General features: G+C 68.3%; 22 protein-coding genes. 3 read left to right on the forward strand and 19 right to left on the reverse strand.

Annotated features, from left to right (window positions below):
- Nucleotides 1-3: 3 nt before the first annotated feature.
- From B5X82_RS15005 to hisC, 4 genes are all read right to left on the reverse strand, one after another.
- Nucleotides 4-333 carry a DMT family transporter gene (locus B5X82_RS15005; RefSeq protein ID WP_079648970.1) on the reverse strand — a complete coding sequence of 110 codons (330 nt, stop codon included), beginning with the start codon at nt 331-333 and terminating at the stop codon, nt 4-6.
- Between the two features lie 214 nt (nt 334-547).
- Nucleotides 548-1,060, reverse strand: a complete 513-nt coding sequence (locus B5X82_RS15010) for an outer membrane protein (protein WP_223811432.1) — start codon at nt 1,058-1,060, stop codon at nt 548-550.
- A gap of 215 nt (nt 1,061-1,275) precedes the next feature.
- Entirely contained in the window at nt 1,276-2,181 is a 906-nt protein-coding gene (locus B5X82_RS15015) for a prephenate/arogenate dehydrogenase family protein (protein ID WP_079648972.1), read from the reverse strand.
- Nucleotides 2,181-3,287 (reverse strand): histidinol-phosphate transaminase, encoded by a 1,107-nt coding sequence (hisC, locus tag B5X82_RS15020; protein ID WP_079648973.1) that lies wholly within the window; start codon nt 3,285-3,287, stop codon nt 2,181-2,183. Before hisC ends, B5X82_RS15015 begins: the two co-directional genes overlap by 1 nt.
- A gap of 250 nt (nt 3,288-3,537) precedes the next feature.
- Here hisC and metX point away from each other — a divergent pair, with 250 nt between their 5' ends.
- The 3 genes from metX to B5X82_RS15035 all read left to right on the forward strand — a co-directional run bounded on the left by metX (nt 3,538) and on the right by B5X82_RS15035 (nt 7,002).
- Nucleotides 3,538-4,680, forward strand: coding sequence for a homoserine O-acetyltransferase MetX (gene metX / locus B5X82_RS15025; protein WP_079648974.1), 1,143 nt, complete (start codon nt 3,538-3,540; stop codon nt 4,678-4,680).
- On the forward strand, nt 4,677-5,264 hold the full coding sequence (metW, locus tag B5X82_RS15030) for a methionine biosynthesis protein MetW (protein WP_079648975.1): 588 nt from the start codon (nt 4,677-4,679) through the stop codon (nt 5,262-5,264). Before metX ends, metW begins: the two co-directional genes overlap by 4 nt.
- Nucleotides 5,265-5,337: 73 nt before the next feature.
- On the forward strand, nt 5,338-7,002 hold the full coding sequence (locus B5X82_RS15035; RefSeq protein ID WP_079648976.1) for a M28 family metallopeptidase: 1,665 nt from the start codon (nt 5,338-5,340) through the stop codon (nt 7,000-7,002).
- A 37-nt stretch (nt 7,003-7,039) separates the two neighbouring features.
- Here the strand turns inward: B5X82_RS15035 and B5X82_RS15040 are convergent, their stop codons facing one another.
- The 15 genes from B5X82_RS15040 to nuoF form a co-directional block, all read right to left on the reverse strand.
- Nucleotides 7,040-7,309, reverse strand: coding sequence for a DUF1467 family protein (locus B5X82_RS15040; protein ID WP_079648977.1), 270 nt, complete (start codon nt 7,307-7,309; stop codon nt 7,040-7,042).
- Between the two features lie 15 nt (nt 7,310-7,324).
- The gene (locus tag B5X82_RS15045; protein WP_079649091.1) at nt 7,325-8,905 is read right to left on the reverse strand and encodes a ribonuclease J; all 1,581 of its coding nucleotides are present in this window, start codon (nt 8,903-8,905) and stop codon (nt 7,325-7,327) included.
- Nucleotides 8,906-8,986: 81 nt separating this feature from the next.
- Nucleotides 8,987-9,769, reverse strand: a complete 783-nt coding sequence (locus B5X82_RS15050) for a type III pantothenate kinase (protein ID WP_079648978.1) — start codon at nt 9,767-9,769, stop codon at nt 8,987-8,989.
- 31 nt (nt 9,770-9,800) lie between these two features.
- Nucleotides 9,801-10,544, reverse strand: a complete 744-nt coding sequence (locus B5X82_RS15055) for a biotin--[acetyl-CoA-carboxylase] ligase (protein ID WP_079648979.1) — start codon at nt 10,542-10,544, stop codon at nt 9,801-9,803.
- 93 nt (nt 10,545-10,637) lie between these two features.
- Nucleotides 10,638-12,083 carry an NADH-quinone oxidoreductase subunit NuoN gene (nuoN, locus tag B5X82_RS15060; RefSeq protein ID WP_079648980.1) on the reverse strand — a complete coding sequence of 482 codons (1,446 nt, stop codon included), beginning with the start codon at nt 12,081-12,083 and terminating at the stop codon, nt 10,638-10,640.
- Complete coding sequence (locus B5X82_RS15065) at nt 12,083-13,609, reverse strand: NADH-quinone oxidoreductase subunit M (RefSeq protein ID WP_079648981.1); 1,527 nt, start codon at nt 13,607-13,609, stop codon at nt 12,083-12,085. Before B5X82_RS15065 ends, nuoN begins: the two co-directional genes overlap by 1 nt.
- A 4-nt stretch (nt 13,610-13,613) precedes the next feature.
- Nucleotides 13,614-15,698: an NADH-quinone oxidoreductase subunit L gene (nuoL, locus tag B5X82_RS15070; RefSeq protein WP_079648982.1), complete on the reverse strand. Its 2,085-nt coding sequence runs from the start codon at nt 15,696-15,698 to the stop codon at nt 13,614-13,616.
- 7 nt (nt 15,699-15,705) lie between these two features.
- Nucleotides 15,706-16,011: an NADH-quinone oxidoreductase subunit NuoK gene (gene nuoK, locus B5X82_RS15075; protein WP_012049195.1), complete on the reverse strand. Its 306-nt coding sequence runs from the start codon at nt 16,009-16,011 to the stop codon at nt 15,706-15,708.
- Entirely contained in the window at nt 16,008-16,619 is a 612-nt protein-coding gene (locus B5X82_RS15080) for an NADH-quinone oxidoreductase subunit J (protein WP_079648983.1), read from the reverse strand. Before B5X82_RS15080 ends, nuoK begins: the two co-directional genes overlap by 4 nt.
- A gap of 35 nt (nt 16,620-16,654) precedes the next feature.
- Nucleotides 16,655-17,140 (reverse strand): NADH-quinone oxidoreductase subunit NuoI, encoded by a 486-nt coding sequence (gene nuoI / locus B5X82_RS15085; RefSeq protein WP_012049193.1) that lies wholly within the window; start codon nt 17,138-17,140, stop codon nt 16,655-16,657.
- A 1-nt stretch (nt 17,141) separates the two neighbouring features.
- Complete coding sequence (gene nuoH / locus B5X82_RS15090; RefSeq protein ID WP_079648984.1) at nt 17,142-18,188, reverse strand: NADH-quinone oxidoreductase subunit NuoH; 1,047 nt, start codon at nt 18,186-18,188, stop codon at nt 17,142-17,144.
- The gene (gene nuoG / locus B5X82_RS15095; protein ID WP_079648985.1) at nt 18,185-20,188 is read right to left on the reverse strand and encodes an NADH-quinone oxidoreductase subunit NuoG; all 2,004 of its coding nucleotides are present in this window, start codon (nt 20,186-20,188) and stop codon (nt 18,185-18,187) included. Before nuoG ends, nuoH begins: the two co-directional genes overlap by 4 nt.
- The gene (locus B5X82_RS15100) at nt 20,188-20,859 is read right to left on the reverse strand and encodes a hypothetical protein (RefSeq protein ID WP_079649092.1); all 672 of its coding nucleotides are present in this window, start codon (nt 20,857-20,859) and stop codon (nt 20,188-20,190) included. The genes nuoG and B5X82_RS15100 overlap by 1 nt, the downstream gene beginning before the upstream one ends.
- A 5-nt stretch (nt 20,860-20,864) precedes the next feature.
- On the reverse strand, nt 20,865-21,557 hold the full coding sequence (locus tag B5X82_RS15105; protein ID WP_079648986.1) for a hypothetical protein: 693 nt from the start codon (nt 21,555-21,557) through the stop codon (nt 20,865-20,867).
- Nucleotides 21,554-22,852, reverse strand: coding sequence for an NADH-quinone oxidoreductase subunit NuoF (gene nuoF / locus B5X82_RS15110; RefSeq protein WP_079648987.1), 1,299 nt, complete (start codon nt 22,850-22,852; stop codon nt 21,554-21,556). The genes B5X82_RS15105 and nuoF overlap by 4 nt, the downstream gene beginning before the upstream one ends.
- Nucleotides 22,853-22,871: the final 19 nt, after the last annotated feature.

The following is a 22,871-nucleotide window of genomic DNA, read 5'->3' on the forward strand; positions in this document are numbered from 1 at the left end:
GCATCAGGACGATATCGAGGTCGAGAAGAGGTTGAGCACCGCCACTCCGGCGACGATCAGCGCCATGCCGACCAGCGCGGCCATGTCGAGCTTCTGGCCCTGGAACAGCCAGGCGACGCCGGTGATCAGCACCAGCCCGACGCCCGACCAGATCGCATAGGCCACCCCGGTCGGCATCGTCCGCAGCGTCAGCGACAGGCAGAAGAAGGCGACGCCGTAGCCGAGCAAGGTGGCGACCGAGGCGAGCGGCCGGGTGAAGCCGTCGGACAGCTTGAGCGCGGTCGTGCCGATCACCTCGGCGACGATCGCGATGGCGAGGTAGAGATAGGCCATCCGCCTATCCTAGAGCGGCCGGCGGACGGAGCCTAGTGGCACGAATGTCATGCCGGGAGATCGCAAGCACCGCCGGAGGCGGGATGAAGCCCCTCTCCTTGCCATCCCGCGAAGCGGGATCCACGGTTACGGAACGCTTTGACTGAACGTGCGGCCGTCCGGACCGTGAAGGAAGGAGGACGCCGGTCCCGCCCGGCGCCCTCCCCCGTTTCGATCAGAAACCGAACACGATGCCCAGGGTGCCCTGGTTGTTGATGATGTCCGCTTCATAGTTGGTCTGGGTGAACTCGGCGCGGAGCGACACGCTGTCGGTCACGCGGGTCTCGAGACCTGCGCCGTAGCGCACGCCATCGCCCCAGCCGCTCGAACCGAGCACCTCGATCTTGCCGCGGGCATAGCCGGCGCGGGCATAGAGAGCGGTGCTGTCGTTCAGCTTGTAGCCGAAGCGGGCGCCGACGCCCCAGCCCCACTTCGCCTCGACGCCGCCGGCATCGGCGGTGTTGAGGTCGATGTTCGCCTCGACGCCGGCGAAGGTGGAAGCGCCGACCGGCAGGTTGTAGCCGGCGAACGCGGTCGCACCGACGCCCGAGAAGCCGACGCCTTCGAGCGCGCCCGAGCCCTGGACGTTGTCGAGCGTGACGCCACCACCCACATAGGGACCCGCGAAGTCGGCGGCGAACGCCGGAGTCGCGGCGAGGGCGGCAGCGACGGCCGCGATTTTGATCATCTTCAAGATAAGTACCCCTTATAAAGTACGCGCCGCTTGAGATGCGGCTTCATTTCAGCAACCTGTTGAAATTTCACGTTTCTGGCGTGACGGTTGCCAGGCGCAACTAATAAAGGGAACCGATTGTTACAATCAGGGAATGAACCGCTGCGGACACAATTCCGACGGCCGGGTAAATTTGCCACAGTGACGGCGAGGACCGCCGCCGCGCGGGATCAGTGCGCGCGGCCGAAGTCGGGGGCGGCGTCGTCCTGGCCCTGCTCGATGATCGAGCGGCGGATCGCGCGGGTGCGGGTGAACAGGTCGAACAGCGTGTCGCCGTCGCCCCAGCGGATCGCGCGCTGGAGCGCGGTCAGGTCCTCGCTGAAACGCTGGAGCATCTCCAGCACCGCGTCCTTGTTGTTGAGGAACACGTCGCGCCACATCGTCGGGTCGGACGCGGCGATGCGGGTGAAGTCGCGGAAGCCGCCGGCCGAGAATTTGATCACCTCGCTCTGCGTCACCTCCTCCATGTCGGACGCGGTGCCGACGATCGTGTAGGCGATCAGGTGCGGCAGATGGCTGGTGACGGCGAGCACCCGGTCATGGTGGCGCGGGTCCATCGTCTCGACGTCGGCGCCCAGCCGCCGCCAGAACTCGGCGACCCGCTCGGTCGCGGTGGGATCGGCGCCCTCGGGCGGGGTAACGATGCACCAGCGACCCTGGAACAGCGTCGCGAAGCCCGCGTCGGGGCCGCTATTCTCGGTACCCGCGACCGGATGGGCGGGGATGATCGTGGCGTCGGGCAGTGCGCCGCGCAGCGCCGTGAGCACGCTTTCCTTCGACGAGCCGACGTCGCTGACGATCGCGTCGGCGGGCAGGTCGTCGGCGATCTCCGCCGCCGCCGCCGCCATCGCGCCGACCGGCACGCAGAAGATGACGAGATCGGCGTCGACTACCGCCGCGCCGGCCGTGTCGGTGACGTCGTCGCAGAAGCCGATGGCGCGCGCGCGTTCGCGCACCTCGGGACTGGCGTCGTGGCCGGTCAGCCGCACGGTCGGCATCTGCGCCTGCACCGCGCGCGCGACCGAGGAGCCGATCAGGCCCAGCCCGATGATCGTGACCCGGGCGAAGGGCAGCATCAGCCCGCCGCCTCGACCATGCGGCGGATCACGGCGGCAAGGCCGCGGACCTCCTCCTCGGTGCCGATGGTGATGCGCAGGCCGTGCGGCAGGCCCTGCCCGGGCAGCCAGCGAACGATATAGCCCGCCTCCATCAGCCCCTTGTAGGCCTGCTCGGCGGTCAGCTTGCCTTCGAACAGCACCAGCGAGAAATTGGCCTTGCTCGGGACGGCGCGCAGCCCCTGGTTGCCGAGGCTGGCGATCTCATCCTCGAACCAGGCGCGCCAGCGGGCATTATGCTCACGGCTCCGCGCGACGAAGCCGGTGTCGCCGAGCGCGGCGATCGCGGCCATCTGCCCGGCGGTCGTCACGTTGAACGGCGCGCGGATGCGGTGCAGGGCATCGACCACCGCCGCGCTGGCATAGCCCCAGCCGATCCGTTCGGCGGCGAGGCCGTAGATCTTCGAGAAGGTCCGCGTCACCAGCACGTTGGCCGCCGACTGCGCCAGCGCGAAGGCGCCGTCGTCCTCGCCCGCCTCGAGATATTCGGCATAGGCCTGGTCGATCACCAGCAGGCAATCGGCCGGGGTCGCGGCGTGGAGGCGCGCGATCTCCGCCCCGCTCGTATAGGTGCCGGTCGGGTTGTTCGGATTGGCGAGGAAGATCACCCGCGTCTTCGGCGTGATGTGCGCGATCAGCGCATCGATGTCGGTCGCATAGTCGGCGTCGGGCGCCTGCACCGGGGTCGCGCCGACCCGGCGCGCCGCGATCGGATAGACCGAGAAGCCATAGCGGACGAACAGCACCTCGTCGCCCTGCCCCGCATAGGCGCCGGCGGCGAGGTGGAGGATCTCGTCGGAGCCGGTGCCGTAGATCACCCGCGCCGGATCGAGCCCGCCATGCGCGGCGGCGATCGCCTCGCGCAGGTCCGCCGCCGAAGCGTCGGGATAGCGATCGAGCGACGCCGCACCGGCCATGAACGCCGCGCGCGCCGCCTCGCTGGTGCCAAGCGGATTCTCGTTGGACGAGAGCTTCGCGACCTTGCGGCCGTCGTCGGTGGTGGACCGCCCCGGCACATAGGGGGCGATCGCATCGATCCAGGGCTTGGGCGCGAGGGTCTGTGTCATGCGCGCGCTTTACGGGGGAAGGCGAAGGGCTGCAATGCTTGCAGTGACCTCTCGCCCCCAAGCAGGTCACCCCAGCCCCTCGACTGCCTGCAAGGTAGGCGCTCGGGATAGACTTCGGCCTCTGGCCGAAGGATGGGGTCCATGTCTCTCATCGGCCAGAGGACATCTGAGAAGACCGCAGGCATGACGGGAAGAGGAGCGCCCCCCTCATTGACAGCCCCCCGCCCCCGTCCTAGCCCGGAGGTCGCCCATGACCGACGACAGCCGCTTCGGCCTCGCCCGTTCCGTGACCCTGGCCGGCCCGCTGCGGCTCGACGGCGGGGCGAAGCTGGCACCGGTCGAGATCGCCTATGAGACCTATGGCAGCCTTGACGCCGACGGCGGCAACGCGATCCTGATCTGCCACGCGTTGACCGGCGACCAGCATGTCGCCTCGACCCATCCGATCACCGGCAAGCCGGGCTGGTGGACGCGGATGGTCGGCGCCGGCAAGCCGATCGACCCGGCCCGCCACTTCATCATCTGCGCCAATGTGCTGGGAAGCTGCCTCGGCAGCTCGGGCCCCGGCACGATCGATCCGGCGACCGGCACGCCCTATGCCATGCGCTTCCCCGTCATCACCATCCGCGACATGGTCCGCGCGCAGGCGATGCTGCTCGACCATCTCGGCGTCGGCACGCTGGCGGCGGCTGTCGGCGGGTCGATGGGCGGGATGCAGGTGCTGCAATGGGCCGCGACCTTCCCCGATCGGGTCCGCTCCGCCGTGGTGATCGCCAGCACCGCGCGCCACTCGGCCCAGAACATCGCCTTCCACGAGGTCGGCCGCCAGGCGATCATGGCCGATCCCAAATGGGCCGGCGGCGACTATTACGCCGCGGGCGACCCGCCCGCCGCCGGCCTCGCCGTCGCGCGGATGGCGGCGCATATCACCTATCTGTCCGAGGCGGGGCTGACCGAGAAATTCGGCCGGCGGCTGCAGGCCCGGCCCAACAACGCCAATGGCGCCAAGAGCTTCGGCTTCGACGCCGATTTCCAGATCGAATCCTATCTGCGCCACCAGGGGATCAGCTTCGTCGACCGGTTCGACGCCAACTCCTATCTCTACATCACCCGGGCGATGGACTATTTCGACCTGGCCGAAGAGCATGGCGGGCTGCTCGCCACCGCCTTCGGCGCCGCGAAGGCGACCCGCTTCTGCCTGGTCAGCTTCGACACCGACTGGCTCTACCCGACCGCCGAATCGCGCGCGATCGTGCACGCGCTCAATGCTGCCGGCGCGCCGGTCAGCTTCGTCGAGTTGAGTTCGCCCTTCGGCCACGACGCCTTCCTGCTCGACGTGCCCGAGCTCAACCGCGTGGTCGACGGCTTCCTGCGCGCGGGCGAGGGCCGGTGAGCGCGCTGCGCCCCGATCTGGCGATCATCGCCGACCATGTGGCACCCGGTTCAAGGGTGCTCGACGTCGGCTGCGGCGACGGCGAACTGATGGACGTGCTGCGCGCCAAGGGCTGCGACGCGCGCGGCATCGAGATCGACCCCGCCAATGTCAGCCTCGCGGTCGGCCGTGGCCTGTCGGTGGTACAGGGCGACGCCGACACCGACCTGGTCAACTATCCCGACAACGCGTTCGACTATGCGATCCTCAGCCAGACGCTCCAGACCGCCCGCGCGCCCGATCGGGTGCTGGCGGAGCTGATGCGGATCGGCCGGCGCGCCTTCGTCTCCTTCCCCAACTTCGCCTATTGGCGGGTGCGGCTGAGCCTCGCCTGGGGCGGGCGGATGCCGGTGACGCCGGCGCTGCCGGTGAGCTGGTACGCGACCCAGAACATCCACCAGCTCACCATCGACGACTTCCGCGCCTTCGTGAGAGAGCGCGGCATCACCGTCGAGCGCGCCTGGTTCCTGACCGGCAGCAGCCGCCGCCCCGCCGCCGCCGCCAACCTGCGCGCCGAACATGCCGTGTTCCTGCTGCGGCGGTAGGTGGTCGCACTGGACAAGCGCTCGCCCGCTGATAGGGTCGCCGCAATTGTATAGACAAAAGAGACTCCCGCCCGTGAAACCAGCCTCCGTCGCCGGCGCGTTCGCCGCCTTCGCCCTGCTCGCAGCGCCGTTCGCCACCATTGCCGAGACGCCGGCCGCCCCGGCCTTCGCGCCCGAGAGCTTCCGCGCCACCGTGTCCTTCCTCGCCGACGATCTGCTCGAGGGGCGCGACACCGGCAGCCGCGGGCACGAGATCGCGGCGCGCTACGTCGCCAGCCGGTTCGAGGCGCTGGGACTCAAGCCCGGCGGCGACGATGGCGGCTGGTTCCAGCGCATCACCTTCCAGCAGACCGATCCCGGCGCGACCCCGGGCAGCGTCGCGATCACCGCGCCGAACGGCAGGACGCAGAGCTGGACGCACGGCACCGACGTCCTGGTCGGCCTCAACCCCAACGAGCCGGCGCTCGACATCACCGCGCCGCTGGTGTTCGTCGGCTACGGTATCGAGAATGCGAAGCTCGGCATCGACGACTATGCCGGGCTCGACGTGAAGGGGAAGATCGTCGTCACGCTGCGCGGCTTCCCGCAAGGGCTGCCGAGCGAGGAGGCGGCGCACGCCTCCGCCACCAAGGCGCAGGCCGCCGACCGGCACGGCGCGATCGGCATGGTCAGCGTCGGCACGCTGCTGTCGATGAAGACGCGTCCCTGGGCGCAGAGCGTCCATTTCGCCGACGAACCGAGCTTCGCCTGGGTCGGCGCCGACGGCAAGGCGTTCGACGAGGCGCCCGGCATCCGCATCACCGCCTCGCTCAACGAACCCGCCGCGCAGGCGCTGTTCGAGGGCGCGCCGCAGGGCCTCGCCACGATCCGCGCGATCGCCGACCAGCCGGGCGGGCGGCCGAAAGGCTTCGCGCTGAAGACCCGCATCCGCATCCAGAGCCAGAGCGTCACCAAGCGCGTGACCAGCCCCAACGTCGTCGCGATCCTGCCGGGCAGCGACCCGGCGCTGAAGGCCGAATATGTCGTGCTGTCGGCGCATCTCGACCATATCGGCATCACCCCAGCGAAGCCGGGCGACAAGCCGGACACCGACCGGATCAACAACGGCGCGCTCGACAACGCCGCCGGCATCGCGACGATGCTGGAGGTGGCGCGCGCCGCCGCCGAGGCGCCGGTCGCGCCGCGCCGCTCGCTGATCTTCCTCGCCTCGACCGCCGAGGAGAAGGGGCTGCTCGGCGCCGACTATTATGCGCGCCACCCGAGCGTGCCGATCAAGGCGATCGTCGGCAATGTCGACCTCGACATGCCGCTGCTGCTCTACCGCTTCACCGACGTCACCGCGTTCGGCGCCGACCATTCGACGCTGGGTCCGATCGTGGCGAAGGCGGTCGCGCCGATGGGCGTCACCCTGTCGCCCGACCCGATGCCGGCGCAGACCATCTTCGTCCGCTCCGACCATTATATGTTCGTCAAGCAAGGCGTGCCCGCCGTCTTCCTGGCCACCGGCTTCGCCAATGGCGGCGAGAAGCATTGGGAGAAATTCCTGGGCGGCGCCTATCACCACCCCGACGACGACATGGCGCAGAAGATCGACTGGGACGCCGGCGCCCGCTTCGCCGACGCCAATTACCGGATCATGCGCGCCATGGCCGACGCCGACACGCCGCCGCTCTGGTATGCGAAGGACTTCTTCGGCGACACCTTCGCCCCCGACGCGAAGAAGGCGAAGCGGCCGTAAAACCCAGATCCTCCCCATGCCTTGCATGGGGAGGATCTTATGCGGTCCGGAAGCGGGTCAGGTCGAAGAAGTCGGCGGTGATCCAGCCGTTGACATAGTTGACGTAGAACAGGCCGAAGACGACCAGCGAGACGATCGTCGTCCACAGCACCGTCCGCCACACCGAGAAGCGCGGCGGGGCGCTTTCGGCCTGGCCGGGGACGAGCGCCTCAGGTTCGGCGCTGCTGCGCAGTCGGAAGGGCAGCACCAGGAACAGGCAGCCCCACCAGAAAAGCAGGTAGATCGCGACGATCGAGCTGAGCTTCATCGGCTGGCCCCTTCCTCAGACGCGGATGATCGCGACGTCGACCACCGGCTTCTTGCCGGTCCACGAGGTCGCGCGGCGGCGCACCGCGAGGCGGACCGCCTCCTTGAGCTTGGCTTCGTCCTTGCCGCCCTTGGCGACCGCCTCGGCCGCAGCCGCGCAGGCGTCGGCGATGAAGTCCTCGCGATCCTCCTCGACCGGCAGGCCCTGCAGGTGGAGAGCGGGCTCGCCCTTCAGCCGGCCGTCCTTGCCGATCACGACGGTGACGCCGACGAAGCCGTAGAGCCCGACGCGGCGGCGCTCGTTCATCGTCGAGCCGTCGGCCGGCAGGATCACGTCGCCGTCGAGGACGAGGCGGCCGGTGCGTTCATGGCCGATCGCCTTGGGGCCGTCGGGGGCGAGGTGCACCACCGTGCCGTTCGACTGGACGATGCCGTGCGGCACCCCCAGGCTCTTCGCGAAGCGCGCCTGCTCGGCCATGTGGCGCAGCTCGCCATGGACCGGCAGGATGATCTCCGGCCGGATCCATTCGTACATCGCCTTGAGCTCGGGCCGTCCGGGATGACCGGAGACATGGACCTCGGCCTGGCGGTCGGTGATCATCTCGACCCCCTTGGCGGCAAGCGCGTTCTGGATGCGGCCGATCGCGATCTCGTTGCCCGGAATCTGCTTCGACGAGAACACCACCGTGTCCCCCGCCGACAGCTTGATCGGGTGGCTGTCGAACGCGATCCGCGACAGCGCGGCGCGCGCCTCGCCCTGGCCGCCGGTGGCGATGATCATCACCTCCTGCGGGGGCAGGCGCATCGCCTCGTCGACGTCGATCACCGGCGGGAAATGCTGGAGATAGCCGCTCGCCTTGGCGACGCGGATGATGCGGTCGAGCGAGCGGCCGGCGACGCACAGCTTGCGCCCGGTATCCTGCGCGACCTCGCCCAGCGTCTGGAGCCGCGCGGCGTTCGACGCGAAGGTCGTCACCAGCACGCGCGCCTTGCACCCGCCGATCGCCTCGTCGAGGCCCTTGCGGACATCGGTCTCGGAACCCGACGCCTCCTCGTTGAACACATTGGTCGAATCGCAGACCAGCGCGAGCACGCCCTGGTCGCCGATCGCGCTCAGCTCCTCGGCGGTCGAGGGCTGGCCGAGCAGCGGCGCCTCGTCGATCTTCCAATCGCCGGTGTGGAAGATGCGGCCGTGCGGCGTGTCGATCAGCAGCGCGTTGCCCTCGGGAATCGAATGGGCGAGCGGGACATAGGTGAAGCCGAACGGGCCGAGCTGGAAGCTGCCCTCATTCTCGATGACGTGGAGGTCGACCTTGCCGGTCAGCCCCTCCTCGTCGAGCTTGCCCTTGATCAGCTCGGCGGTGAAGCGGGTCGCGTAGAGCGGCACGCCGAGGTCGGCGGCGAGATAGGGGATCGCGCCGATATGATCCTCATGCCCATGGGTCAGCACGACGCCGAGCAGGTCGTCGGCGCGCTCCTCGATGAAGGCGAGGTCGGGCAGGATCAGCTCGACGCCCGGATAGCCGGGATCGGCGAAGGTGAGGCCGAGGTCGACCATCACCCATTTGCCCTGGGTGCCGTAGAGATTGACGTTCATGCCGATCTCCCCGGAGCCGCCAAGCGCCAGGAAGAGCAGTTCGTTACCGGGAGTCGTCACTGTAAACTTGTGTCCAATCTATCATAGTCCGGCCTTGAGGCGATCATACATGATGCCGAGGCCCTGGATCGTCAGATCCGGTTCGATGCTGTCGAACAGCTTCTTGTGCCGTTCGAACAGCGGGGCGAGGCCGCCGGTGGCGATCACCGTGGCCGGGCGGCCGATCTCCGCCTTCATCCGCGTGACCAGCCCCTCGATCATCGCGACATAGCCGAAATAGATGCCGATCAGCATCTGATCCTGCGTCGTCCGGCCGATCACCGTCGGCTTGTCGGGCGCTTCGATCGCGATGCGGGGCAGCTTCGCGGCGGCAGCGACCAGCGCGTCGAGCGACAGGTTGATGCCCGGCGCGATGATCCCGCCCTTATAGGCGCCGCTATAGTCGACCACGTCGAAGGTCGTCGCGGTGCCGAAGTCGATCAGGATCAGGTCGCCCGAATGCCGCGCATGTGCCGCGATCACGTTGACCGCGCGATCCGCGCCGACATTCTGCGGCTCGTCGACGTCGAGGGTGATCCCCCATTCGACCGGCGGCCGCCCGGCGACGAGCGCCTCGACCCCGAAATATTTTGATGCCAGCACCTCCAGGTTGTGGAGCGCGCGCGGCACCACGGTGGCGATGATCACCGCCTCGATCGCGGAACGGTCATGGCCTTCGAGCTGGAGCAGCTGGTGGAGCCAGACCGCATATTCGTCCGCCGTGCGGCGCGCGTCGGTGGCGATCCGCCAACGCGCCACGATCGCGCCGTGATCGACCAGCGCGAAGACGATATTGGTATTCCCAGCGTCGATCGCAAGCAGCATGCTTCGTCCGATTCCTTCCGTTCCGGGGGCGCTATAGCAGGAAAACGTCGCCGGCGTGCACCAGATGGATGCGCCCGTCGGTCGTCCGCAGGCGCAACGCGCCGTCGGGGGCGAGGCCCTCGTACAACCCCTCGATCTCGCCCTCCGGCGCGCGCACGCGCAGCGCGGTGCCGGGCGGGTGGGCGCGCGCCTGCCAGCGGGCAAGCACGACGCCGAGCCCCTCGGTGCGCCAGCGCGCCAGCCAGGCGGCGAACACCGCCGCCAGCTCGGCCGCGAAGTCGCCCGGCTCGGGCGGCGACAGGCCGAGCGCGGCGAGGCTGGTCGCCGGCCGGTCGATCCCCTCGGGGTGATGCGCCAGGTTGACGCCGATCCCGACCACCACCGCGTCGCCCGCGCCCTCGAGCAATATTCCCGAGATCTTGGCGCCGTCGGCGAGCAGGTCGTTGGGCCATTTGATCGCCAGCCGGCCGGGACCGAGCCAGGCCTGCAACAGCTCGTCGAGCGCGACCGCCGCGACCATCGCCAGGCTCGGCGCCGGCGGATCGCCGCCGAGGCGGCGGACCAGGGTGCTTGCGTAGAGATTGCCGGGCGGCGACACCCAGGCCCGCCCCTGGCGCCCACGCCCGCCCTCCTGCCGGTCGGCGCGCAGCCACGTCCCCTCGGCCGCGCCCTCGCGGGCGAGCGCCGTCATGTCGTCGTTGGTGGAGCCGGTGACGGCGACGTGGCGGATGGGCGTCACCAGATCCTCCCCATCGCAGATGGGGAAGGGGACCATCCGCAGGATGGTGGAGGGGTAGGGGTCGCAAGACCCCTCCACCGGCTTCGCCGGTCCCCCTCCCCACGCTTCGCGCAGGGAGGAATGGTCATGTCAGAACAGCGCGCGCGCCGCCGCCATGCTCGTCGCGTCGAGCAGCGGGATGGCGAGATAGCCGAGCGGCGAGACCGCGAGCGCCGCGAGGGTGATCAGCCCGCCTTCGAGCTTCGACGCGGCCGGCGCGAACGGGGTCGGGGCCGGATCGTCGAAATAGATCGTCTTGACGATCTTCAGATAATAGAAGGCGCCGATCACCGAGGTCGCGATGCCGACCATCGCCAGCGGCCAGAAACCGGCGCGGACGAGCGCATCGAACACCAGGAACTTGGGCCAGAAGCCGAACAGCGGCGGGATGCCGGCAAGGCTGAACATGAAGATCGCGAAGGCGGCGGCGAGGCCGGGGCGGCTGCGCGACAGGCCCGACAGGCTGGCGATCGTCTCGACCGGCTGGCCATCCCGATCGCGCATCTGCAGCACGCAGATGAAGCTGCCCAGCGTCATCGCGATATAGACCGCCATATAGGTCATCGTCGCGGCGACGCCCTCGGCCGACCCGGCGGCGAGGCCGAACAGCGCGAAACCGACATTGTTGATCGACGAATAGGCGAGCAGCCGCTTCATGCTGGTCTGGCCGATCGCGGCGACCGCGCCGAGGATGGTCGAGGCGAGCGCGGCGAAGACGACGATCTGGCGCCAGGCGTCGGTGCCCGATCCCATCGCCTCGATCGCGACGCGCAGCAGCAGCGCCATGCCCGCCACCTTCGGCGCCGAGGCGAAGAAGGCGGTGACCGGGGTCGGCGCGCCTTCATAGACGTCGGGCGTCCACATGTGGAACGGCACCGCCGAGATCTTGAAGGCGAGCCCAGCGAAGACGAACACCATGCCGAACATCTGACCGGTGCCCATGCCCTTGGCGAGCGAGTCCGAGATGCCCGCGAACAGGGTGGTGCCGGTGAAGCCGTAGAGCAGCGAGATGCCGTAGAGCAGGATGCCCGAGGCGAGCGCGCCGAGGACGAAATATTTGAGGCCGGCCTCGGCCGAGCGGGTGTCCCGGCGCAGGAAGCTGGCGAGCACATAGGCCGACAGCGACTGCAGCTCGAGCCCGACATAGAGGGTCAGCAGGTCGCCCGCCGACACCATCATCCCCATGCCCACGCCGGACAGCAGGATCAGCACGGGATATTCGGCGCGGTAGCCGCCGCCGGTGCGGGCGAAGAAGCCTGGCGCCACCGCCACCGAGACGGCGGCGGCGATGTAGATCAGCAGCTTGGCGAAGGCCGCGAAGCTGTCGGCGATGTAGAGCCCGTCGAAGCCGGGCCCGCCATTGCCGGCCGGGCCAGTCAGCGCGAAGCCGGCGGCGGCGAACAGCGCGACCGCGCCCCAGCCGATCGCGCGGGCGAAGCCGTCGCCGCCGAACGCCGCGACCAGCAGCAGCAGCAGCGCGCCGACCGAGAGGATCAGCTCGGGAACGGTGAGGGCGAGGGAGGCGGTCATCGACATCAGTGGTGCGCCTCCGCGTGCGCCTCGACAGCAGGTTTGGGATGGCCGATCACGACCTTGGCGTCGCTTTCGGGCGCGGTCGGCGCGAGCCGGGCGAGCACCGCGCCGACATCGTTGCGCATCGGCGCCAGGAAGCTTTCGGGATAGACGCCCATCCACAGCACGGCGAGCGCGATCGGCGCCAGGATGGCGAGCTCGCGCGGGCTGAGGTCCGGCATCGCCGCCGCTTCGGGCGTGCGCGCCGAACCATAGGCGATGCGGGCGTAGAGATAGAGCATATAGGCGGCGCCGGTGATGATGCCGGTGGTCGCGACGAAGGCGACCCAGGACGAGATCTGGTAGGCGCCGACCAGCGAGAGGAACTCGCCGACGAAGTTGCTGGTGCCCGGCAGGCCGACCGAGGCCATGGTGAACAGCAGGAACAGCATCGCATATTTGGGCATGTTGTTCGACAGGCCGCCATAGCGCACGATCTCGCGCGTGTGCATCCGGTCGTAGATCACGCCGACGCACAGGAACAGCGCGCCCGAGACGAGGCCGTGGCCGAGCATGACCATCAGCGCGCCCTCGATCCCCTGACGGTTGAAGGCGAACAGGCCGATGGTGACGAAGGCCATGTGCGCGACCGACGAATAGGCGATCAGCTTCTTCATGTCCTCCTGCACCAGCGCGATCAGGCTGGTGACGACGATCGCGACCATCGACAGGCCCATGACCAGCCACATCAGCTCGGCGCTGGCGACCGGGAACATCGGCAGCGAGAAGCGGACGAAGCCGTAGCCGCCCATCTTCAGCAGCACGCCCGCCAGGATCACCGAGCCCGCGGTCGGCGCCTGGACGTGCGCGTCGGGCAGCCAGGTGTGGACCGGCCACATCGGCATCTTCACCGCGAAGGAGGCGAAGAAGGCGAGGAACAGCCAGGTCTGCGCTTCCGGCGGGAAGTCGTAGGCCATCAGCGCCGGGATGGAGGTGGTGCCCGCCTCGCTCACCATCCACAGCATCGCGATCAGCATCAGCACCGATCCGAGCAGCGTGTAGAGGAAGAATTTGTAGCTGGCGTAGATGCGGTCGGCGCCGCCCCAGATGCCGATGATCAGGTACATCGGGATCAGGCCGGCTTCGAAGAAGATGTAGAAGAGGAACAGGTCCTGCGCCGCGAAGACGCCGACCATCAGCGTCTCCATCAGCAGGAACGCCGCCATATATTCGGGCACGCGCTTCTCGATCGCCTCCCACGAGGCGGCGATGCAGATCGGCATCAGGAACACCGACAGGACGATCAGCAGCAGGGCGATGCCGTCGATGCCGAGCGCCCAGGCGAAGCGGCCGAACAGCGGCACGCTCTCGGTGAACTGCCACTGGGCGCCGCCGATCTCGTAGCCGTGCCACAGCAGGATGCCGAGGCCGAGATCGGCGAGCGTCGCGGCGAGCGCGATCCAGCGCGCCGCCTTCGCCCCCACGAACAGGCAGGCCAGCGCCGCCACCAGCGGCAGCGCGATCATCACGGAAAGGATAGGAAAGCCCATCGCGTCAGCCCACCATCGCCCAGGTCGCCGCGGCCGCAAGGCCGAGCAGCATCACCAGCGCATAAGTATAGAGATAGCCCGACTGCGCCGCGCGCGCGGCCGATCCGGCGCGCACCGCCACCGCGGCGACGCCGTTCGGGCCGAAGCGGTCGATCGTGCCCTGGTCGCCCTTCTTCCAGAAGAAGCGGCCGAGCCAGAAGGCCGGGACGACGAACAGATGATGATAGAGTTCGTCGAAATACCATTTGTGCAGCAGGAAGTCGTACAGCACCCGGAACTGCGCGGTGAAGCGCGCCGGGATCGTGCGGTCGAGCACATAGGCCCACAGCGCGATCAGGAAGCCGATCACCATCACGATCGTCGCCGACAGCTTGGCGAGCTCCGGGATGCCGTGCATCGCGTGCATCAGATGCTCGTCGAAGGCGATGCTGCCGGCCCAGAAGGCGGCGCCATGCTCGGGATCGAGGAAGAAGGGCGCGAAGAACCAGCCCGCGAGCACCGCGCCGACCGACAGGACGATCAGCGGCACCAGCATGTTGGCCGGGCTTTCGTGCGGGTGATAGCCCGCCGTGCCCTCGACCGGGTGGCTGTGGTCGTGCGCGTCGTGGGTATGCGGATCATGGCCTGCATCCTCCTCCGACGGCACGGCGCCATGGTCGTGATCATGGTCGTGGCCATGCCCGTGCGCGTCGTGGACGGCGTGCTGGATATGCTCCGACCCGGCCCAGCGCGGGGTGCCGAAGAAGGTCAGGAAGACCAGGCGCCACGAATAGAAGCTGGTCAGCAGCGCCGCGAACACCGCGATCGCGAAGGCGACGCCGCCCGAGGTCGACCCGTTGGCGAAGGCCGCCTCGATGATCGCGTCCTTCGAGTAGAAGCCGGCGAAGCCGAAGATCCCGGCGATGCCGACGCCGGTGATCGCCAGCGTGCCCGCCATCATCGCCCAATAGGTGATCGGGATGTGCTTTCTGAGGCCGCCATAATAGCGCATGTCCTGCTCATGGTGCATCGCGTGGATCACCGAGCCCGCGCCGAGGAACAGCAGCGCCTTGAAGAAGGCGTGGGTGAACAGGTGGAACATCGCCGCGCCATAGGCGCCGACGCCCGCCGCCATGAACATGTAGCCGAGCTGCGAACAGGTCGAATAGGCGATGACGCGCTTGATGTCCGTCTGGGTCGTGCCGACCGTCGCCGCGAAGAAGGCCGTGGCGGCGCCGACATAGGTGACGACGTGCATCGCGGTCTCGCTGACCTCGAACATCGGCGACAGGCGGCAGACCATGAACACGCCGGCGGTAACCATCGTCGCGGCGTGGATCAGCGCCGACACCGGGGTCGGGCCCTCCATCGCGTCGGGAAGCCAGGTGTGCAGGCCGAGCTGCGCCGACTTGCCCATCGCGCCGACGAACAGCAGCAGGCAGAGCAGCGTCATCAGGTCGACGCGGTAGCCGAGGAAGCCGATCGAGGCGCCGGCATAGCCCGGCGCGGCCGCCAGGATCTCGGGGATCGAGACGGTGCCGAACACCAGGAAGGTGCCGAAGATGCCGAGCGAGAAGCCGAAGTCGCCGACGCGGTTGACGACGAACGCCTTGATCGCGGCGGCGTTGGCCGACGGCTTGTGGTACCAGAAGCCGATCAGCAGGTAGGAGGCGAGGCCGACGCCTTCCCAGCCGAAGAACATCTGCACCAGACTGTCCGAGGTCACGAGCATCAGCATCGCGAAGGTGAACAGCGACAGATAGGCGAAGAAGCGGGGCTGGCTCGGATCCTCCGCCATATAGCCCCAGCTATAGAGGTGGACGAGGCTCGACACTGAGGTCACCACCACCAGCATCACCGCGGTCAGCGTGTCGACGCGCAGCGCCCAGTCGACGGCGAGGTCGCCCGACTGGATGAAGGTGAGGACCGGCACGACATGCGCGGTCGCGGCGCCGGTCATGAAGTCGATGAACACCGGCCAGCTCAGCGCGCAGGAGGCGAACAGGGCGCCGGTCGTGACGGTCTTGGCCGCCACGTTGCCGATCATGCGGCTGCCGAGCCCTGCGACGATCGCCGCGAGCAGCGGCAGGAAGACGATTGCGGTAATCACCGAACGATCACCCCTTCATCCGGTTGATGTCGTCGACCGCGATGGTGCCGCGGCCGCGGAAATAGATGACGAGGATCGCCAGGCCGATCGCGGCCTCGCCGGCGGCGACCGTCAGCACGAACATCGCGAACACCTGGCCGACCAGGTCGCCCAGATAGGCGGAGAAGGCGACAAGGTTGATGTTCACCGACAGCAGGATCAGCTCGATCGCCATCAGGATGATGATGACGTTCTTCCGGTTGAGGAAGATGCCGAACACCCCCATCACGAACAGGATCGCCGAGACGACCAGATAATGTTGCAGGCCGATCACAGCTCCACTCCCTGGCCGACGGCCGGCTTGACGTTGCGGATCGCGTCCTCGGGCCGGCGCATGTTCTGCGCGGTGACGTTCTGCGCCTTGACGCCGCCCCGGGTGCGGTGGGTGAGGACGATCGCGCCGACCAGCGCGACCAGCAGGATCAGGCCCGCGCCCTCGAAGATGTAGAGGTAGCGCGTGTAGATCAGCGTGCCGATCGCCTCGATATTGGGCACTTCGGACGGGGTCGGCGCGATGCGCGACCCCATGTCGATGCCGCCCGCTTTCCACGCGCCGATCGCGAAGATCATCTCCGCGGCGAGCACCAGCACGAGCAATATGCCGAACGGCAGATATTGCGCGAAGCCCGCACGCAGCTCGGCGAAGTCGATGTCGAGCATCATCACGACGAACAGGAACAGCACCGCGACCGCGCCGACATAGACGATGACGAGCAGCATCGCGATGAACTCGGCACCGACCAGGATCATCAGGCCCGCCGCGTTGAAGAAGGCGAGGATGAGCCACAGCACGCTGTGCACCGGATTGCGCGCCAGGATGGTGAGCGTGCCCGAGGCAACCACCAGCGCGGCGAACAGATAGAAGGCTATGGTCTGGATCACGGCTTTCTCAGTGCCCCTTCGCGAACGGCTGGCGCTTACCGGTAGGGCGCATCGGCGGCAAGGTTCGCGGCGATCGCCGGCTCCCAGCGATCGCCATTGGCGAGCAGCTTGGCCTTGTCGTAGATGAGCTCTTCGCGGGTTTCGGTCGAATATTCGAAATTGGGTCCCTCGACGATCGCGTCGACCGGGCAGGCTTCCTGGCAGAAGCCGCAGAAGATGCACTTGGTCATGTCGATGTCGTAGCGGGTGGTGCGGCGCGAGCCGTCATCGCGCGGCTCGGCCTCGATCGTGATCGCCTGTGCCGGGCACACCGCCTCGCACAGCTTGCACGCGATGCAGCGCTCCTCGCCATTGGGATAGCGGCGCAGCGCATGCTCGCCGCGGAAGCGGGGCGACAGCGGGTTCTTCTCGAACGGGTAGTTGATCGTCGCCTTGGCCCTGAAGAAATATTTCAGGGTCAGCCAGTGCGCCTTCACGAACTCCCAGAGGGTGAACGACTTGATGATGTGCCCGAGGCTCATCTCAGACTCCATAGCGGGTGAGCATCAGCCACCCCGAAACGAGGAACACCCAGAACAGCGACAGCGGCAGGAACACCTTCCACCCCAGCCGCATCAGCTGGTCGTAGCGGTAGCGCGGGACCGTCGCCTTCACCCAGGAGAAGACGAAGAAGAAGAACAGCAGCTTGGCGAAGAACCATATGATGCCCGGCACCATGTAGAGCGGCGCCCAGTCGACCGGGGGCAGCCAGCCGCCCCAGAACAGGATCGCGTTGAGGCCGCACATCAGGATGACGTTGGCATATTCGCCGAGCCAGTAGAGCGCGAACGACATCGACGAATATTCGGTCTGATAGCCGGCGACGAGCTCCGATTCGGCCTCGGTCAGGTCGAACGGGGTGCGCGCGGTCTCCGCCATCGCCGAGATCAGGAACACCACCGCCATCGGGAACAGCAGCGGATTGAAGCCGTAGCCGTTGATGAAGCCGAAGATATGGGCGCGCTGCCCCTCGACGATCGCCGACATGTTGAAGCTGCCGGTCCACAGCACGACCGAGATCAGCACGAAGCCGATCGAGACCTCGTAGCTGACCATCTGCGCCGCCGCGCGGAGCGCCGAGTAGAAGGGATATTTGGAGTTGGACGCCCAGCCCGCGATGATCACGCCGTAGACGCCGATCGACGAGGCGGCGAGCACGTAGAGCAGGCCGATGTTGATGTCGGCGAGCACCACGCCCGGCGCGAACGGGATCACTGCCCAGACGATCAGCGCGACCGTGAAGGTGATGATCGGCGCGATCAGGAACAGGCCCTTGTTCGCGGCCGCCGGGATGATCGTCTCCTGGAGGAACACCTTGGCGCCGTCGGCGAAGCTCTGCAGCAGGCCCCAGGGCCCGACGACGTTCGGGCCGCGGCGCAGCGCCATCGCCGCCCAGATCTTGCGATCGGCGTAGATGATCATCGCCACCGCGAGCATCAGCGGCAGCGCGATGACGAGGATGCCGATCATGGTCGAGACGAACCAGGCCCAGTCGTAGGGCAGGCCCCAGCTCTCAAACAGCGCGGTCATTCGGCGGCCTCCGCGAAGCTCTGCCCATGGAGGAGTTCGGCCGAGCAGCGCTGCATCGTGTCGCTGGCGCGGGCGATCGGGTTGGTGAGGTAGAAGTCCTTGATCGGATAGCCGACCGGACCCGAGGCCTTGGCCGGCAGCTTGGGCGCGGACCAGGCGTAGCCGGCGAGGCCGCCGACGCCGAGCGCGGGCACCTCCGCCGTCATCGCGGCGCGGAGCTGGTCGAGGCTGTCGAACGGAAGCTTGTGGCCGAGCACCTCGCTCAGCGCGCGCAGGATCGCCCAGTCCTCGCGGGCATCGCCCGGCGGGAATACGGCACGGTCGCTGAACTGGACGCGGCCCTCGGTGTTCACATAGGTGCCGGGCTTCTCGGTATAGGCGGCGCCGGGCAGGACCACGTCCGCCCCGGCCGCGCCGGCATCGCCATGATGGCCGACATAGACCTTGAGGCTCTTGTCGAACGCCGTCAGGTCGACGTCGTCGGCGCCGAGCAGGAAGAGCAGCTTCGGCGCGGCCGCGACGATGTCGGCGATCCCGCCCTTCTGCGCATAGCCGAGCATCAGCCCGCCCATCCGCGCCGCGGCGAGATGGACGACGTTGTAGCCGTTCCAGTCCTGCTTGATCAGCCCGAGCGGCTTGACCAGCGCCAGCGTCGCGCCCTGCGCGCCGGCCTTGAGCGCGCCGCCGCCGACGATCAGCGCCGGGCGCTCCGCCTTGGCGAAGGCCTCGGTCACCGCCTCGGGCAGCTTGCCGAGCAGGCCGAGGTCGTTGCCGAGCCACTGCACCGGATAGGTGAGGTTGAGCTCCTCGCCGATCGCGAAGACCCTAGCGCCGCGCTTCACCGCCTTGCGGACGCGGGTGTTGATCAGCGGCGCCTCCCAGCGGAGGTTGCTACCGACCAGCAGGATCGCGTCGGCGGTCTCGATGCCGGCGATGCTGCTGTTGAAATTGACCGCGGCGAGGCTCGACACGTCATAGTCCATGCCGGTCTGGCGGCCTTCGAGCAGGCTCGATCCCATCGCCGCGAGCAGCGCCTTGGCGGCGTACATCGTCTCGCAGTCGAGCTGATCGCCCGCGATCGCGGCGACCGAGCTTCCCGCCTTGGCGGCCTTGATCGCGGCGAAGGCCTCCTGCCAGCTCGCCTCGACCAGCTTGCCCTTGCGGCGGACGAACGGCTTGTCGAGCCGGCGGCGGACCAGGCCGTCGACGGCGTGGCGCGTCTTGTCCGACGCCCATTCCTCGTTCACGTCCTCGTTGATGCGCGGCAGCACGCGCAGCACCTGGCGGCCGCGGCTGTCGAAGCGGACATTGGTGCCGACCGCGTCCATCACGTCGATGCCGGGGGTCTTCTTGAGCTCCCAGGGCCGCGCCTCGAACGCATAGGGCTTGCTCGTCAGCGCGCCGACCGGACACAGGTCGACGACGTTGCCCGAGAGCTCGCTGGTCACCGCCTGTTCGAGATAGGAGGTGATCTGCATGTTCTCGCCGCGATAGATCGCGCCGATCTCCTCGATCCCGGACACCTCCTCGGCGAAGCGGACGCAGCGGGTGCACTGGATGCAGCGGGTCATCGTCGTCTTGACGATCGGGCCCATATATTTGTCGGTGACGGCGCGCTTGTTCTCGATGAAGCGGCTCTGCCCCTTGCCATAGGCGACCGACTGGTCCTGCAGGTCGCACTCGCCGCCCTGGTCGCAGATCGGGCAGTCGAGCGGATGGTTGATGAGCAGGAACTCCATCACCCCCTCGCGCGCCTTCTTGACCATCGGCGACTGGGTGAACACCTCCTGCTTGTCGGCGGCGGGCAGCGCGCACGACGCCTGCGGCTTGGGCGGCCCCGGCTTCACCTCGACCAGGCACATGCGGCAATTGCCGGCGATCGACAGCCGCTCATGGTAGCAGAAGCGCGGAATCTCCTTGCCCGCGGCCTCGCAGGCCTGGAGCACCGTGGCGCCGGCGGGGACTTCGACTTCGATCCCGTCTACGGTGAGCTTCGGCATTACTGAATTCCTGCGGTACTATTGAAAGCGGGCGACGCCGCCCGTTGGTAGAGCGCCTCGGCGAGCGCCGCGCGCATCGAAAGACGATTGGCCTTGAGCGTCGCGCCGCTCACCAGGCACTGACCGAACTTCTCCCCCAGCGCCGCGAAAGCGGTCTTCTCGGCATCGCTGTCGGCATCGCTGCGCAGCAGGGCGACCACGCCGCCGGGATCGCTTGCCGCGACGCAATCCGCCATCTCGTCGACGGCGGGGGCGCGGCCCGTCACCGCCGCCCAGCGCGGCTGGTAGGGCGCGGGCTTGGCCGGCTCGGTCGTCGGCGTCACGCGGCCGGTGAGGATGAGCTGTTCGGCGACCAGCCCCCGTTCGACGTCGACCGGCATCTGGATGGTCCGCCAACCGCCTCCGATGCCAGGAAAGCCGGGAAGGCTGCAACGGACATTGTCCCACAACCGATCACGCCACTTGGCGAAGTCGGCCGGCTCGGTCGCGCCCAGATATTGTTCCGAAAGCTGCTTCCGGTTGGCCACCATGCATTGCACGAAGGCCCGCGTCGAGCGCTGGGACTGTTCCGGGGACATCCCAACGCGCTGCGCCTCGCAGACGGCAGGCGGCACGATGGCGGCCACCGCCATCGCCGTCGTCGCCAGACGCAACGCCCGGGATGTCTCCACGGCCTTCACTGTACCGCCACCACCGGTTCCGTAGACCGATGGAAAAGCGCCTCGGCCAGCGCCGCGCGGAGCGACTGGCGGTTGGCCTTGAGCGTGGCGCCCTGCGGCAGGCACGGGCCCAGCGTCGCGCCCACCGCCTTGACGGCGGCCAGCTCCTCGGCGCTCTCGGGCCTGGTCGCGAGCAGGTCGCGGATACCGGCCGGGTTCTGCTCGGCGGTGCAGACCGCCATCTCGTCGACCGTCCGGTCGCGCCCGGTGATCGCGAACCAGTCGCGCTGATAGGCGCCGCCGGTGGCGGCGGGGAGCGGCTGCAGCGCCTCGTCCTTGGTGGTCTTCTCGAGCACCGCTTCCGCCATCATCCCGCGCAGCACGTCGGCCGGCGCCTGGATCGCGACGCCTTCGAGGCGCGGCGAATCGACCAGCGTCGCGTTGCGGCACTCGACGCTCTGGCTCAGGTTGCGCTGATAGCGCTTCTGCTCCGCCTCGGACAACGCGGTCAGGGCCCCGATCACGTCCGATCCGCGCTTGAAATAGAGGCATTCGGCCAGCCGGTGGGCCGAGCGCAGCGCGTCGTAATTGTCGCGGCTCTCGCCCCGCTTGAGGCGCTCGCCCAGGCGCGAGCCGAGCGGCGGATCGTTGGCGATCGCCGGCGCCGCCACGGCGACGGCGAGCAGGGCGGTCAGGATGCGCGTCCTCATTCGGCAGCCTCCATCATCGCGCCGTCGTTGCCGCGCTCCCGGATCCGGCGCTCCACCTCGGGGCGGAAATGACGCAACAGGCCCTGGATCGGCCAAGCGGCCGCATCGCCCAGGGCGCAGATGGTGTGACCCTCGACCTGCTTGGTGACGTCGAGCAGCGTGTCGATCTCGTCGACGCGCGCCTCGCCGGTGCGCAACCGCTCCATCACGCGCCACATCCAGCCGGTGCCCTCGCGGCACGGCGTGCACTGGCCGCAACTCTCATGCTTGTAGAAATAGCTGAGCCGGCTGATCGCGCGGACGATGTCGGTCGACTTGTCCATGACGATCACGGCGGCGGTGCCGAGGCCCGAGCCGAGCGCCTTGAGGCCGTCGAAGTCCATCGGCGCGTCCATGATCTGCGCCGCCGGGACCAGCGGCACCGATGAGCCGCCGGGGATCACGGCGAGCAGATTGTCCCAGCCGCCGCGGATGCCGCCGGCATGGCGATCGATCAGCTCGCGGAACGAAATGCCCATCGCCTCCTCGACGACGCACGGCTTGTTCACGTGGCCCGAGATCTGGAAGAGCTTGGTGCCCTTGTTGCCCTCGCGGCCGATGCCGGCGAACCAGGCCGCGCCGCGCCGCAGGATGGTCGGCGCCACCGCGATCGATTCGACGTTGTTGACCGTGGTCGGGCAGCCATAGAGGCCCGCGCCCGCCGGGAAGGGCGGCTTCAGGCGCGGCTGGCCCTTCTTGCCCTCGAGGCTCTCGATCTGGGCGGTCTCCTCGCCGCAGATATAGGCGCCGGCGCCGCGATGGACGAAGACGTCGAAGTCATAGCCCGAGCCGGCGGCGTTCTTGCCGAGCAGGCCGGCCGCATAGGCCTCCTCCACGGCGGCGAACAGCACCTTCGCCTCGTAGATGAACTCGCCGCGGATGTAGATATAGGCCGCCCGCGCGCGCATCGCGAAGCCGGCGACCAGCGCGCCTTCGATCAGCTTGTGCGGATCGTGGCGGATGATCTCGCGGTCCTTGCACGATCCTGGCTCGGACTCATCGGCGTTGATCACCAGGAAGCTGGGGCGGCCCGGCTTCGGCTCCTTCGGCATGAAGCTCCACTTCATGCCGGTGGGGAAGCCCGCGCCGCCGCGGCCGCGCAGGCCCGAGGCCTTGATGTCCTCGATGATCTGGTCCGGCCCGCGGGCGAGCAGCGCCTTGGTGTCGTCCCAGTCGCCGCGCTTGCGCGCCGCCTCCAGGTTCCAGGGCTGGAACCCGTAGACGTTGGTGAAGATGCGGTCCTTGTCGTCAAGCATGACGATACGCCCCGAAAAT

This window comes from Rhizorhabdus histidinilytica (assembly GCF_900167915.1).
GTDB classification, from domain to species: domain Bacteria; phylum Pseudomonadota; class Alphaproteobacteria; order Sphingomonadales; family Sphingomonadaceae; genus Rhizorhabdus; species Rhizorhabdus histidinilytica.